Genomic DNA, 14,052 nt, shown 5'->3' on the forward strand with positions numbered 1-14,052 from the left:
TGTCCGTCCGACCAAAAAACCAGACAGCCCCGCCTATCCTTGCTGCCGGTCCAGTTCCCGGTGCCTAATTGACACTTGCCAACCCTCCTCTGCAAGGGCCTTGCCAAGCATTTCGGCCAGCGCGACCGAGCGATGCCGCCCGCCCGAACAGCCAAAGCCGATGGCGAAATGTGTCTTTCCCTCGTCAACATAGGCAGGCAGCAGCATTAATGCCAGTGCACGGACATGATCGAAAAAGGCGGCAAAGCGCGGGTCGCCCTGGACATAGTCCCTTATCGCGGCGTTGCGCCCGTCCTGGTCACGCAGGTGCGGCACCCAGTAGGGGTTGCGCAGGAACCGGCCGTCAAACACCATGTCGACCCCGCGTGGCAGGCCGCGCTTGTAGGAAAACGAATTGATCGTGACCGCCATCCGCGTACCCGGTTCCGGGGTGAGCAGGCGATGCAACTCGTCGCGCAGTTGATGCGGTGACAATTCAGAGGTGTCGATCAGTATGTCGGCGCGGTTGCGTATCGGGGCCAGCAGATCCTTTTCACGGGCGATCCCGATATCGGGGCTTTCGGCGGGTGCCAGCGGGTGCCGCCGCCGCGTGGCTGAAAAACGGTGCTGCAATTCATCGTCGCGGCAATCCAGGAACAGCAGGTCGCCGTCTATGCCGAACCGGCTTTCCAGCGTATCGATGGTTTCGATAAGGGCATTGGTCGAAAAATCGCGATTGCGCGTGTCCAGCCCCAGGGCCAGGGGCCGCCCACCTGGTGGCCCATCCAGCAGGCGCGGCAAAAGTGACAGCGGCAAGTTGTCTATCGCCTCGTATCCCATGTCTTCCAACACGTTGATCGCGGTCGACCGGCCCGCGCCCGAAGGCCCCGTCACCAGTATGACGCGGGGGGCGGGCGAGGGGTCTGTTTTCAGGTCTGTCATGCCATGCACCTTCACGCGTGTCTGCCATGCCGAAGGTATTGCATTATTGCCGCCGGAAAACAGCCCGTTTCGGGATTGTGAAGCAAGGGCAGATCGAGGCCCAGGCAGGGACGGTTGCGCAACGGTGGCAGGCGTTCCGTTTCCGTGCTGTCGAGGTCGACCCAAAGCGCCAGCGGCGCGGGCCCTTGGGCGGCTGCATTCAGAATGCCAATGCCGCGTGCTTCGATCCGGCCGCGAATCGTGTCTGGCGCGTCTGCGATTATCGCATCGCCGGCGCGCCACAGGCAGGTGATGTCATCGGCCACCAACGCGGCGCCGAGCGCCAGAAGCTGCAGGGATAGCGCAGATTTCCCCGCGCCAGCCCGCCCGGTGATCAGCGCTGCACGGCCCGCGATTGCCACGCTCGATCCGTGCAGACGGATGGGCGTTGCGGAATGGCTGCCCGGTTGGCCCGGGGCAGGGGCCGCTGCGGGGGCCGCCATGTCAGACCGGCAGGCCCACGACGAAGCGCGCGCCCAGCGGTTCGGATGTGATGTCGGCATCGGTCGGGCGAATGTTCTCGGCCCAGATCACGCCGCCATGCGCCTCGACGATCTGTTTCGAAATGGCCAGGCCCAGGCCCGAATTGTTGCCGAACTGTTTTTCGGGCCGCTCCGAGTAAAAGCGGTTGAACACCTTGGTCAGCGCTTCTTCGGGGATGCCGGGGCCGGTGTCTTCGACCACGACTAGCATGCGATTTTCGCGTTGCCGTGCCCAGACGCGGATCGCGTCGCCGTCTTCGCAGAAGGAAATCGCATTGGTTATCAGGTTCACGAAAACCTGTGCCAGCCGGGCCTCGAGCCCCTGTATCACTATGGGGTGGGGCGGCAGGTCGGTGATGAAGTCGATTCCTTGCTCTTTTGCTTGCTGGCCCAGATGTTCACCGAGGTTCGAGATCATCTTGACCAGGTCGAAGGGCTCTTCTTCTTCCTTGACCAGTTCGCTGTCCAGCCGCGATGCGTTCGAGATGTCACTGACCAGGCGATCCAGCCGGCGCACGTCGTGGTCGATCACGTCGAGCAGCTTGGTGCGGTGTTCTTCTTTCTTGACCATGCGCAGGCTGCCCACGGCCGAGCGGAGGCTGGCCAGCGGGTTCTTGATTTCGTGGGCCACATCGGCCGCGAATTGTTCATTGCTGTCGATGCGGTCGTAAAGCGCGGCCACCATGCCACGCAGCGCGCCAGACAGGCGGCCGATTTCGTCGGGGCGGGCGGTCAGGTCGGGGATGCGGATGCGCCCGACCGTGCCGGATTTGCGCTTGTCGCGGTCGCGCCCCAGTTCGGCGGCCTCGGCCAGGTCGGAAATCGGGTTGGTTATGGTCGAGGCCAGAACAAAGCTCAGCCCGATCGAAACCAGCGTCGCTATGATGAACATGCGCAAGACCCGTTCACGTTCGATCCGCACGGCCCGGTCGATCTCGGACGAGCTGTTGGCCAGCGCCACCACGCCAACCGGCGTTCCGTTCTGAACGATCGGCGTGGCCACCGCGAACAGCGTGGATTCGTTGCCGCTCGCGCTGGTCAGGATATGAGTGCCGTCGGATACGGCGCGCGCGATCATGGCGCGGGCTTTTTCCTCGGTGGTGATGGTGTCGGTTTCGGTGCGCGAAACGAAGGGGGCCGAAACGCCGCTCCAAAGCCCGGTCAGGAAATCGACGATGACGGTGCGTTCCTCGCTATTGGCGTCGGTTTCATTGGCGCGGGCGACACCCGTGCCTTCGAACTGGCCCACGAGAGCGCCATTGGTGTCATAGACATAAGCTTCGACCCCGCGGCGCATATCCAGCCCTGACAGCGTGTCGGCCACGTCTATACCGTCACCGGTGACAAGGCTGACGGGTGCGCCATTGGGCAGGCGGGCTTCGAACACATCGGCGATCAACTCGGCCTCGGCGACCAGCGCGTTGGCGCGTTGCACCGCCATCGAGTCGCGCGACGAGTTCATGAACAGGATGCCCGCGACCAGCACGTTCAGCGCGATCAGGTTGAATGTGATGATCTTGCGCGTCAGCGGCGAGCGGTTCAGCGAAAACCACCCACGCCGCGCACGTTTCGCGCGCAGTTCTTTCTCGACGGTGCTGTCGGGGGCGACATAGTCATCGCCCAACACAACATCGCCGTCACGTGAAGGCGTGACGTCACGCACGTCCATCCTTTCGGCGAGGGCCATCTTCCGGCGTTACTCTTCGTTGTAACGGTAACCGATCCCATAAAGGGTCTCAATTGCCGAGAACTGATCATCCACGTTACGCATCTTCTTGCGCAGCCGCTTGATGTGGCTGTCGATCGTGCGGTCATCGACATAGACCTGATCGTCATAGGCCACATCCATAAGCTGATCGCGCGATTTGACGAAGCCCGGGCGCTGCGCAAGCGCCTGCAGCAGCAGGAATTCGGTGACCGTCAGCGATACGTCCTTGCCCTTCCAGGTGACCGCGTGGCGCAGCGGGTCCATCCGCAGGTCGCCGCGTTCCATGACCTTGGTTTCCTCGGTGTCGCCGACGATGTCGCCGGCCACGGCTTCCTGGCGACGCAGCAGCGCGCGGATGCGCTCGACCAGCAAACGCTGGCTGAAGGGCTTTTTAACGTAGTCATCGGCGCCCATGCGCAGGCCCAGCACCTCGTCGATCTCGTCATCTTTCGATGTCAGGAAGATGACGGGCATGGCGGTTTTCTGGCGCAGGCGTTGCAACAGGTCCATTCCGTCCATCCGGGGCATCTTGATGTCCAGAACGGCCATGTCCGGCAGTTTCTTGTTGAATGCGTCCAGCGCAGACTGCCCGTCGTTGTATGTTTCTACCTCGAAGCCCTCGGCCTCGAGAGTCATGGCGACGGACGTCAGGATATTTCGATCGTCGTCAACAAGCGCGATCTTTGACATGGGGTTGGTCCTTGTACTGCTCTCACGATTTATAGATTTTCGGGCAGTATTCCTAAATTTGGCCTTGTCAGGCAATGATTATCTGCGAATCGAGCTGCTAGAGCCGTGGTTTTCCGACAGAATTTACAAAGTATCGTGCAAAGTGGCGCAAAGCAGACACACCATTTGCCGGTGACGATGGCGGAAAGCCGCGCGTTTGCGCTAACCTGTCGCTGGTTGCGCTAACTGTGCGAAAGCGTCCTGTTCCTTCACGGAAGCGTCATGTTAAGAGGCCGGTAACGGTCCGGGATGGGCCGGGCTCGGACGCCCTCACACGGGCGTTCGTTGCTATTTCTGGGAACCGCCGCCACGGCGCGGCTACAGGAGCTTGGCACATGGCATTTGGACGGGTGAACCCGCAATTCCGGCTTGAGGATCAGGGGATCGAAGGGCTGGGCAATGTCCATTACAATCTGATCGAGCCGGCGCTGATCGAGGCGGCGCTCAAGAATGGCGAAGGGACGCTTGGCAATGGCGGTGCATTCCTGGTGACCACCGGCAAGTTCACCGGCCGGTCGCCCAAGGACAAGCACGTCGTCAAGACCGACAGCGTGGCCGACAGCATCTGGTGGGAAAACAACGCTGCCATGTCGTCCGAGGGGTTCGACGCGCTTTATGCCGACATGCTGGCGCACATGGCTGGCCGGGATTACTATGTGCAGGATCTGGTTGGCGGCGCCGATCCGGCACTGTCGATCAACGTGCGGATGGTGACGGAACTGGCTTGGCATGGCTTGTTCATCCGCCACTTGCTGCGCCGCCCCGACCGCGAGGCGCTGGACAGCTTTGTCGCCGATTTCACCGTGATCAACTGCCCCAGCTTCAAGGCCGACCCGGCCAAGCATGACTGTCGCAGCGAAACCGTGATTGCGTTGAATTTCGAAAAGAAGATCATCCTGATCGGCGGAACGGAATATGCGGGCGAGAACAAGAAATCCGTGTTCACGCTGCTCAACTACCTGCTGCCGGAAAAGGGCGTGATGCCGATGCACTGCTCGGCCAACCATGCCGATGGCAACCCAGTAGACACGGCTGTTTTCTTTGGTCTTTCGGGGACGGGCAAGACCACCCTGTCGGCCGACCCCGAGCGCACGTTGATCGGGGATGACGAACATGGCTGGTCCGAGAATGGTACGTTCAACTTCGAAGGCGGCTGTTACGCCAAGACGATCAACCTGAACCCCGAGGCCGAGCCCGAAATCTATGCCACCACGTCGAAATTCGGCACCGTGATCGAGAACATGGTGTTCGACCCTGAGACGTTCGAGCTGGATTTCGACGATGACAGCCTGACGGCGAACATGCGTTGTGCCTACCCGCTTGAATATATCTCGAATGCCAGCGAAACCGCCGTGGGCGGGCACCCCAAGAACGTCATCATGCTGACATGCGATGCCTTTGGCGTGCTGCCGCCGATCGCACGGCTGACGCCGGCGCAGGCGATGTATCACTTCCTGTCGGGGTTCACCTCCAAGGTGGCGGGCACCGAGCGTGGCGTGACCGAGCCCGAGCCCACGTTCTCGACGTGCTTCGGCGCGCCTTTCATGCCGCGCCGTCCCGAGGTTTACGGCAAGCTCTTGCAGGAAAAGATCGCCAAGCACGGCGCAACCTGCTGGTTGGTCAACACCGGCTGGACGGGTGGGGCCTATGGCGTTGGCAGCCGGATGCCGATCAAGGCCACGCGCACCCTGCTGACCGCGGCGCTGGATGGAAGCCTGAACGACGCAAGTTTCCGCAAGGACGAGAATTTCGGCTTCGACGTGCCCGAAGAGGTGCCCGGCGTGGCCGAGGTTCTGCTTGATCCGCGCCGCACCTGGGAAGACCAGGACGCCTATGACGCGCAGGCGCGCAAGCTGGTGCAGATGTTCGCGGACAATTTCGAACAGTACCTGCCCTTCATCGACGACGACGTGAAGGCGGCTGCCCTCGGCTAAGCCCGTCGACAATCGAAACAAGCAAAGCCCCGGTTGCATGACCGGGGCTTTTTGTTCGCGGTGGCTGCGCCGTGGGTCAAGCCGCCATCTCGGGCAGCTTTTCAACCACGGGCAAGGACAGAAGATACCGTAGGTCTTCCAGGCTGTTGTAGACCATGAACCCTTCAAGCGGCTCATCGCTGCCATAGCGGGCCCACCGCAAAGCGCCGGGTTCGCTGTGCAGATAACCTTGCCGCTGGGCAAAGCCCTTGGTCGCGACAGGGTAGGCCATGAAGCCGAAGGTGTAATCGGGCGCCCAGCGTTTGATCGCTTCGAAAAAGGCGCAGCGCCCGACGATGCCAGCCAGCCCGCTGCCGCGATACGCGCCCCTGTCGGGGTTGAACCAGAACTCACCCTGATAGCAGACCCGGCCGGTGATCATCCGCGCGCCGGGCCCCGCACGGTAGCGCGAACGCGCCAGGTCGAGATCGGGCAAAACCGGCGGAAACGCGCGGAAATTGTCGCGCAGGTAATCGGCCAGTGTTTGGTAGCGCATGTCTATCAGGCGTAAAGCCTGAGTGTGGACAAGGGTGCCGTTTTCCGTTTCACCGATCATCCAGAAACAGGTTTCGGGCGTCAAATGTTGTAGATTGGGGTCGAACGGTGCGCCAATCGGTTGATCTGGCCGGTGTTTGGCAAGAATTTCCTGGTATTCGTCCAAGTCCTCGCCGAACCTTATCGAGATGCCGCGGCTGTTCAGTATGCCGAGACTCCCGGCTATCAGATGTTTGCCATCGCTAAGATCGTGAATCGACATGGCTGCCCTCCTGTGCATGGTTAACACAGGCAGCTTAAACGATTATGCGACGAAAGACTGCATCGCCTGCAACTTTTCCGGCACTGGCATTACAAGCTCAGGTGGCATCGTGCGAATGGTCTCCTCGTCCAGGTGATCGATCTCCACATCATAGGTGCGCTGCACTACGGAAATAAGCGCAAAGGAGCCGTCAGGGAACCGCCCGCCCAGGTTAAGCCTTTGAAACGCCATGGAAACCAGTTCACCACCATCCTCTCGTGGAATCTTGGTGAATACGTGGTCGAGACGAATTCCATGACTGGTCTCGATATCGGTCAAGGGCTTCTCCATGAGCGAGGCAATCACCCCGCCCCCCGGCATCATTTCTACCTGAGAGCCGATGCTTGACCGTGCCTTTGCCCATCCGAACCACGATGCAAAGGCCGATTCCTCGCCGATTTCACAACAAATCCACGAATCATTCTGGCGGCGATAGATAAGCAGATACGGGCGCATCAATGCCATAGCCGGGTCTTCGATCTGCCCTCCGGCCATCGCCCAACTGCGCAATGCGGTGCGCATGAAGCCATTGTCGCCGTCCCATATCTTGCTGATCCGCTGCTGTTGCAGATGATAGGTCAGCCCATCGTCAGAGTAATTGATCGTGGAAAGGCCGCTGGAATGGTTGGCATAGCCCTTGGCCCATGCCACCCCCCGTGCCAGAAGGTCCGTTGCCTCGGGCAGCGCGCGCTGCCCGGCATCGGTCAGCACGTATTGCCGGTCGACCACCTTGAACAATTCTTCGCCCCGCAGTTCTTCAAGCTGGCTGATATGGCGTCTCACGGTTTGGCGGGTGCTGTTCAACTCTTTCACCGCGTGGGACAGGTTCAATGTCCGCGCGAGCGTGGTGAAGGATCGCAAGAGTTCGAACAAGATTGACTGCGACTGCAGAACAGGGGCCATGACTGCTGCTACCTCGTGGGGCCAGGTTGATTATGTGACGGTGTTGAACCGGGTTGAGGCAATGTAACGGTAAGAAAATAATACATCAAAGGTAAAAATATCACCCATCTCTGGTCATTCTTTGCAACGTACGGGTGCATAATTCATAAATTGAACGAATTCACGGATTGGTCATTCTCGCCCTGGTAGCAACAGTGAGGAATAGGTATGTCGCATCCCGTCGATATTCATGTGGGTAAGAAGCTAAAGCAGTTGCGTGTTCTCAGGGGCATGACGCAGACGGAAGTGGCCCAGGGCCTGGGCATCTCGTTCCAGCAAGTCCAGAAATACGAACTGGGACGCAACCGCATTTCCGCCAGCAAGTTGTTCGAGATCTCCCAGATACTGAACGTGGCGCCCTCGTACTTTTTTGACGGGCTCGAGGACGAGACGCATGATCAGAGCGTCCTTGACAACGAGGCGACGAAAATTGCGTCGATGCTGACGCAGATCCGGGATGAGCGTCTGCGCGGGCAGATCCGCACTTTCATTTCGGAACTTGCCGGATCAGACGTGCGCGCAAACTGATGGCCTCAATGTGCCCCTGCCGGTGGCGGGGTCACATTCCCCAGGCGCGCCGCAACAGGTTGAGTGCCGCAACCAGCAAAACCGCCAACGTCGCGCGCCGGAACGTGGTTTGGTCAAATCGGTCCGACAGCGCAAACCCCAACCGCATCCCCGCCAGTGCCGGCACGATCATCAAGGCCGAGAACACGGCGGTCTGCGGGGTCAAGACGCCCGAGCCGACATGCGCAACGGTCAGCGCGACCGCTCCCAGCCCGTAGATCACGCCCTGGATGCGCATCTGTGCGGCTTTCGGCGTGTCCAGCGCCGTCAACAGCATCACCGTAGGCGGCCCCCATACCCCGGACATGCCCCCGGTGAACCCCGCGATTGCGCCGATGATCACCTCGATCCGGGTGCGATGCCCCGGAGCGGGCCGCGGGCGCCAGCCGGCCAGTTGCAGCACCGCAAAAACCAGGATCGGGCCGCCAATAAGCATCAGCACCGTGCGCGCTGGCAGCAACGCGACCATCTGTGCGCCTACGAAAAGCGCCATCAACCCAACGCCCAGAAAGACACGGAATTCGCGCACCGCGCGGCCCGCGGCCGATGGGCCTTCGCGCAGGGCCTGAACCCCGTTGCTGGCCAGCGTGGGCAGGATAAGCGCCGCCAGCGCCAGTTCAGGCGGCAGGAAACTTCCCAGTAGCGAGATCATGATCATCGGCATGGCAAACCCCACCATGCCCTTGACCACACCGGCGCATAGCGTGATCGCAAGGGCCGCGGCCAAAAGGCCCATGTCGATGTCGGGGGGTAGAAAGGTCATCGCTCTGCCTTACTATTGCATCACGGGCAGCGCCAGTCCGGTTCGCCAAGTTGTCGAGCGCGCAATATGTGCAAGTGACGCTGGGTGTTTTGGGCATTTTTGTTGCGCTGCGCCTGCGAAATGGCTAGGAGCAAGGCCAGCAAAAAGAGGAACTGATTCATGGCTCATGACGGACAGGACATGACGGCTGTTGGACAGCCCGTGATTTTCCCCGATCTTCTGGAACTGACCGGTGCAGCCGTGGCCCCGGCAGAGCGTATTCTTGAAAAGGCCACGTCTTGCGTGCGCGACATGGTCAGTGAAAATGACCGGGTGTCGGGTAACCTGATCGAGATGCACCAGACCGCCGCACATGGGCTGGCGTGGCTGGCCACCTATGTTGAATCGCTACGCCAGATGCAGAAATGGGCCGAAGCGCAGAAAGCTGCGGGAAAGTTCGGCGAGATTGAACAACTGATCCACCAGATCGCCTTTGGCGAATATCTTTGGCAAATCTATGGTGGCATCCAGATGAACCAGACCGAGATCGTGCGCCTGCAGGATCTGGGGCTGGGCCAGGATGACATGCGTACTCTCATGGAGCCTGCGGTTGTCACCCTGACCCAGGGCGGCAACACTCAGGCCGCGCGCAGCCGGCTGGTTGCGTTGATGCAGGATCAGGCAGGCGCCACGATGTTCGGCGCCTCGGGCCTGGACGACGAGCTTGAAATGATCCGCGACCAGTTCCGCCGCTACGCGGTCGAGCGCGTACAGCCCGACGCGCATGAATGGCACCTCAAGGATGAGCTGATCCCGATGGAAATCATCGAGGAACTGGCCGAAATGGGTGTTTTCGGCCTGACCATCCCCGAGGCATACGGCGGGCTGGGCCTGTCCAAGGCGTCGATGTGCGTCGTTTCCGAGGAATTGAGCCGTGGGTATATCGGTGTGGGATCACTGGGAACGCGCTCGGAGATCGCGGCCGAGCTGATCATCGCCGGCGGCACCGAAGAGCAAAAGCAGAACTGGCTTCCGAAACTGGCCAGCGCCGAGATCCTGCCGACGGCCGTGTTTACCGAGCCCAACACCGGGTCCGACCTTGGTTCCTTGCGCACCCGGGCGGTCAAGGATGAAAACGGCGATTGGAAGATCACCGGCAACAAGACCTGGATCACCCATGCCGCGCGCACCCACGTCATGACGTTGCTGGCCCGCACCGACCCCGACAGCACCGACCACCGCGGGTTGTCGATGTTCCTGGCCGAAAAAACGCCGGGCGACGACGCCCAGCCTTTCCCGACCGAAGGCATGACCGGGGGCGAGATCGAGGTGCTGGGATATCGCGGCATGAAGGAATACGAGCTTGGCTTCGACAATTTCCACGTGAAGGGCGAGAACCTGCTGGGCGGCGAAGAGGGCAAGGGGTTCAAGCAGTTGATGCAGACCTTTGAATCCGCTCGCATCCAGACAGCGGCTCGCGCCATCGGCGTGGCGCAAGCCGCGTTGGACGTGGCGATGCAATATGCCCAGGACCGCAAGCAATTCGGCAAACCGCTGATTGCTTTCCCGCGTGTGGCCAACAAGCTGGCGATGATGGCGGTCGAAATCATGATCGCACGTCAGTTGACCTATTTCTCGGCCTTCGAGAAAGACAATGATCGTCGCTGCGACCTCGAGGCGGGGATGGCCAAGTTGCTGGGCGCCCGCGTTGCGTGGTCGGCGGCCGACAACGGATTGCAAATTCACGGCGGCAACGGCTTTGCGCTGGAATATGAAATCAGCCGCCTGCTGTGCGACGCGCGCATCCTGAATATCTTTGAAGGCGCCGCCGAGATCCAGGCACAAGTGATCGCCCGTCGCCTGATGGGCTGATCGCGCGCGAGCAGTCTTTCGGAAAGGGCCGCCTGCGGGTGGCCCTTTTCTTTTGCAAGGCCAAGCCGGCAAGCGTGAAGATTGCCAGATCACGCGGTGACGGTTGCGGGGGCCGCGTCTTACTGGTGAATGAAATGCAGCGTGTCAAAGCTGCGTCGCCATTCGGCCACTTCCTCCGCCAGCGCGGCAGGGTCGTTTGCGCGCAGGGCGCCGGCGATCAGGCTGGCCATGCGCGGGGCATCGTTTGCCGTCATGCCCCAGCGCACCATCTCTGGCGTGCCGATGCGCAAACCGTTCATATCGCCGGGCACCTCGGCCACTGGCAGGCCAATGCCACAAGCCAGGAACCCGGCCTTCCGCAGGGTTTTCGCCGCCGCCTGTCCGCCGCCAAACCCCTTGGCCAGCAGCGCGAACTGGTGGCTTTGCGTGCCGCCCTTCTCGGCGGCGAATACCGGCAGCCCTTCCTCCTCCAGCGCCCGGGCGAGGGCGCGCGCCACATCTACCATGGTGGCGGCGTAGTTGCTGCCATGATCGCGCCAATCCAGCAGCGACATGGCCAAAGCCGCCGATTTCGCCGCGTCGAAATTGGCCGTCATGCCGGGAAAGGCGATGGCATCCAGCCGCTCGGCAATCATGGCGTCATCGGTCACGATCAACCCGGCGGGCGGGCCGCCCAGCGATTTATAGGTGCTCATCGTCATCATGTGCGCGCCCTGCTCCAGCGGGTTGGGCCAGGCGCCGCCGGCGATTATCCCGCATTGATGCGCAGCGTCGAACAGCACATGCGCGCCCACGGCGTCGGCAATGGCCCTGATCTCGGCCACCGGATGGGGAAACAGGTTAAGCGACCCGCCAATGGTGATCAGGCGCGGGCGCACATCCTGGGCCAGATTGCGTAGCGCCCCCAGATCAACTGTATAGCCGTCGGCGTTGACGGGAGCTGGGTGAATATCAAGGCCGAAAAGCCCCGCGCAGCCCGGCTCGTGATGCGTGACATGCCCCCCGACCGAGGCCGGGGGTGCGATGATGGCATCACCCGGTTTGCACAGCGCCATGAAGCCGTAAAGATTGGCCATGGCCCCCGAGGGCACGCGAATTTCAGCGTATTTCGCGCCAAAGATCTCGGTTGCCAGCGCGGCGGCTATGATCTCGACCTTCTCGATCGCTTCAAGCCCGGTTTCGTACTTGTCGCCGGGATAGCCGAGCGAGGGGCGCGAGCCCATGCCCGATGCCAGCAACGCCTCGGCGCGCGGGTTCATGACGTTGGTAGCCGGATTCAGGTTGAAACAGTTGCGTTCGTGAATTCGGCGGCTTTCCTGCGCCAGTTCCTCGATCCGTGCGGAAATTTCCAAGCTTTCGGCCCGTTCGGTTTCCCGCGCCACGCGCGCGACGAACCCTTCGACCGCGTCAGGCACCCAGCTGCGTTTCTCAAGCATGCTCAGACCTCCCCCGGAAATGCTGCGGCGAGGGCAATTTCCACCATCTCGCCGAAGCTGCGCTCACGGTCTTCGCTGGGCAGCGCCTCGTGCGTTAGAAGGTGGTCGCTGACCGTCAACAGGGCAAGCGCGCGGATGTCGTGGCGGGCGGCCAGGTTGTAAAGCTCGGCCGCCTCCATCTCGACACCCAGGATGCCGTGGCGGGTCATCATCTCGTTCAGGTCAGGCCGTTCGTCATAGAACACGTCGGCCGAATAGATGCCGCCCACATGCGGCACCAAGCCCCGCGCCTCGGCCGCGTCTACGGCGGCGCGCAACAGCCCCCAATCGGCGCTGGGCGCAAAGTTGAGTTCGCGAAAGATGCCGGTGGACGGTGTTGAAACAGAGCTGGCCGTCATCGCGATGACAAGGTTGCGCAGAACGATGTGGCGTTGCATCGCCCCGCAAGAACCGATGCGGATCAGCGTCTTCGCGCCGTAGTCGCGGATCAGCTCATTGGCATAGATCGACAGGCTGGGCATGCCCATGCCCGAGCCATGCACCGTCACCCGGTTGCCGCGCCATGTGCCGGTAAAGCCCAGCATGCCCCGCACCTCGTTGACGCATTTGACGTCTTCCAGGAATGTCTCGGCTGCCCATTTGGCGCGCAGGGGGTCGCCCGGCATCAGCACGGTTTCAGCAATCTCGCCGGGTTTGGCCCCGATATGAATGGACATTTGCGTGGCTCCCTTGGTTTTGCCGCAGCATAGCGGGGCGCGGCAGACGGGCAATCGCCGATTTCCTGCAGGAATGGCGGGCAAACGCCCGCCCCGCCGCCCTTGTCAGCGTTGATACTTGATGAACGGCGTCAGCGTGGCGATGCGGTCATACAGTTTTCGCGCGGTTTCGTTGAAATCCTGTGTCAGCCAGTAAACGCTGGGCGTGCCGTTTTCATCCGCTGCCTCGTACACCGCTTCGATCAAGGCGCGGCCCACGCCGGTGCCGCGCACATCGGGGTCGGCATACAGGTCTTGCAGGTAACACACGTCGTCGATGCGCCAGTTATGCGGGTGGTAGATGTAGTGCACCAACCCCACCGCGCGCCCATCCTGCAAGGCGATCAGCGCGTTTTGCGCCGGGCGCGCGGGGTCGAGCAGGCGTGCGAATGTGGTTTGATAAACCTCTTCGGCCACGGTGGTTCCGTAGAATTCCAGGTAGGCTGTCCAGAGGCGGCGCCAGTCGGCCTCGTCCTGGGCGGTCAGAGGGCGGATGGTCAGTGACATGGCAAATCTCCCTTTATGCTGGGGCAAACCTGCGCGCGTTCATCGCGCTGGTCCATGCCCGATCGCACAATTGGGTGGCATTTTTCCGCCGGCGTGTTTGATCCCGCCCGGCAAAAGAGCCATATGTGCCTTTCAAATCGCAGAAACCAGACGGAGGACCTTTTGACCTTTAAGCCAAAACTGACAGCAGCCCTGACCGCAATCGCCCTTGGGTTTGCCGCGCCAGCGGCCATCGCCCAGCAGGGGCAGCAGCCCACAATGGCCGCCGAGGACGTGACCCAGGACCAAGTGGATTCCTTTGTCGAAGCCGCCCTGGCAGTCGACAATGTACGCGAGTCCTACCTGCCGCAGATCGAGGCTGCCGAGGACGAGGAAACGCGGCAAAACCTGTTGGATGAGGCCAACTCTGCCGCGCTTGAGGCGGTTGAGAGCGTCGATGGCCTGACCAGCGACGATTACCTGGCAATTGCCGCCGCCGCGCAACAGGACCAAGACCTGAATGCCCGGATCGTCGCCAGCCTGCAGGCGGCCCAGACCGAATGATCGCAGGACAGGCGAAAGGCGGGGCAATCACTTTGCCCCG

At 61.5% G+C, this 14,052-nt stretch carries 15 protein-coding genes; 4 read left to right on the top strand and 11 right to left on the bottom strand.

Going from position 1 to position 14,052, the window contains the following annotated elements; translation table 11 throughout:
- Positions 1-33 precede the first annotated feature (33 nt).
- Genes rapZ through M8744_RS15055 form a run of 4 tightly spaced genes read right to left on the bottom strand, consistent with a single transcriptional unit; the run spans position 34 to position 3,840 of the window.
- A complete protein-coding gene (rapZ, locus tag M8744_RS15040; protein WP_251419242.1) occupies positions 34-921 on the bottom strand; it encodes an RNase adapter RapZ in 888 nt (295 codons plus the stop codon).
- A gap of 11 nt (positions 922-932) precedes the next feature.
- Positions 933-1,403 (bottom strand): HPr kinase/phosphorylase, encoded by a 471-nt coding sequence (locus tag M8744_RS15045; RefSeq protein ID WP_251419245.1) that lies wholly within the window; start codon positions 1,401-1,403, stop codon positions 933-935.
- Position 1,404: 1 nt separating this feature from the next.
- Positions 1,405-3,129, bottom strand: a complete 1,725-nt coding sequence (locus tag M8744_RS15050) for a sensor histidine kinase (protein ID WP_251419247.1) — start codon at positions 3,127-3,129, stop codon at positions 1,405-1,407.
- A 9-nt stretch (positions 3,130-3,138) separates the two neighbouring features.
- Positions 3,139-3,840, bottom strand: a complete 702-nt coding sequence (locus tag M8744_RS15055) for a response regulator transcription factor (RefSeq protein WP_251419249.1) — start codon at positions 3,838-3,840, stop codon at positions 3,139-3,141.
- 374 nt (positions 3,841-4,214) lie between these two features.
- Here M8744_RS15055 and M8744_RS15060 point away from each other — a divergent pair, with 374 nt between their 5' ends.
- A complete protein-coding gene (locus M8744_RS15060) occupies positions 4,215-5,813 on the top strand; it encodes a phosphoenolpyruvate carboxykinase (RefSeq protein WP_251419251.1) in 1,599 nt (532 codons plus the stop codon).
- Between the two features lie 76 nt (positions 5,814-5,889).
- Here M8744_RS15060 and M8744_RS15065 read toward each other — a convergent pair whose 3' ends face one another.
- A complete protein-coding gene (locus M8744_RS15065; RefSeq protein ID WP_251419253.1) occupies positions 5,890-6,609 on the bottom strand; it encodes a hypothetical protein in 720 nt (239 codons plus the stop codon).
- A gap of 42 nt (positions 6,610-6,651) precedes the next feature.
- Positions 6,652-7,551, bottom strand: coding sequence for a LysR family transcriptional regulator (locus tag M8744_RS15070; protein WP_251419255.1), 900 nt, complete (start codon positions 7,549-7,551; stop codon positions 6,652-6,654).
- A 207-nt stretch (positions 7,552-7,758) separates the two neighbouring features.
- Between M8744_RS15070 and M8744_RS15075 the strand changes: the two genes are divergently transcribed.
- Complete coding sequence (locus M8744_RS15075; RefSeq protein ID WP_251419257.1) at positions 7,759-8,118, top strand: helix-turn-helix domain-containing protein; 360 nt, start codon at positions 7,759-7,761, stop codon at positions 8,116-8,118.
- Positions 8,119-8,149: 31 nt separating this feature from the next.
- Here M8744_RS15075 and M8744_RS15080 read toward each other — a convergent pair whose 3' ends face one another.
- Both M8744_RS15080 and M8744_RS15085 read right to left on the bottom strand, forming a co-directional pair.
- Entirely contained in the window at positions 8,150-8,920 is a 771-nt protein-coding gene (locus M8744_RS15080; RefSeq protein WP_251419259.1) for a sulfite exporter TauE/SafE family protein, read from the bottom strand.
- A 20-nt stretch (positions 8,921-8,940) separates the two neighbouring features.
- Entirely contained in the window at positions 8,941-9,081 is a 141-nt protein-coding gene (locus tag M8744_RS15085) for a hypothetical protein (RefSeq protein ID WP_251419261.1), read from the bottom strand.
- Here M8744_RS15085 and M8744_RS15090 point away from each other — a divergent pair.
- Positions 9,080-10,771: an acyl-CoA dehydrogenase family protein gene (locus M8744_RS15090; protein WP_251419263.1), complete on the top strand. Its 1,692-nt coding sequence runs from the start codon at positions 9,080-9,082 to the stop codon at positions 10,769-10,771. The two genes, M8744_RS15085 and M8744_RS15090, sit on opposite strands and share 2 nt — an antisense overlap.
- Positions 10,772-10,890: 119 nt before the next feature.
- On the opposite strand, the gene glyA is transcribed toward M8744_RS15090, so the two are convergent.
- The 3 genes from glyA to M8744_RS15105 form a co-directional block, all read right to left on the bottom strand.
- Positions 10,891-12,207 carry a serine hydroxymethyltransferase gene (gene glyA, locus M8744_RS15095; RefSeq protein ID WP_251419266.1) on the bottom strand — a complete coding sequence of 439 codons (1,317 nt, stop codon included), beginning with the start codon at positions 12,205-12,207 and terminating at the stop codon, positions 10,891-10,893.
- A 2-nt stretch (positions 12,208-12,209) separates the two neighbouring features.
- Positions 12,210-12,923 carry a purine-nucleoside phosphorylase gene (deoD, locus tag M8744_RS15100; RefSeq protein ID WP_251419267.1) on the bottom strand — a complete coding sequence of 238 codons (714 nt, stop codon included), beginning with the start codon at positions 12,921-12,923 and terminating at the stop codon, positions 12,210-12,212.
- A gap of 105 nt (positions 12,924-13,028) precedes the next feature.
- Positions 13,029-13,469 carry a GNAT family N-acetyltransferase gene (locus tag M8744_RS15105; protein WP_251419269.1) on the bottom strand — a complete coding sequence of 147 codons (441 nt, stop codon included), beginning with the start codon at positions 13,467-13,469 and terminating at the stop codon, positions 13,029-13,031.
- Between the two features lie 162 nt (positions 13,470-13,631).
- Between M8744_RS15105 and M8744_RS15110 the strand changes: the two genes are divergently transcribed.
- On the top strand, positions 13,632-14,012 hold the full coding sequence (locus M8744_RS15110) for a DUF4168 domain-containing protein (protein ID WP_251419271.1): 381 nt from the start codon (positions 13,632-13,634) through the stop codon (positions 14,010-14,012).
- Positions 14,013-14,052 lie beyond the last annotated feature (40 nt).

Origin of the sequence: Lutimaribacter degradans, from assembly GCF_023703375.1 — a bacterium.
Classification (GTDB): domain Bacteria; phylum Pseudomonadota; class Alphaproteobacteria; order Rhodobacterales; family Rhodobacteraceae; genus Lutimaribacter; species Lutimaribacter degradans.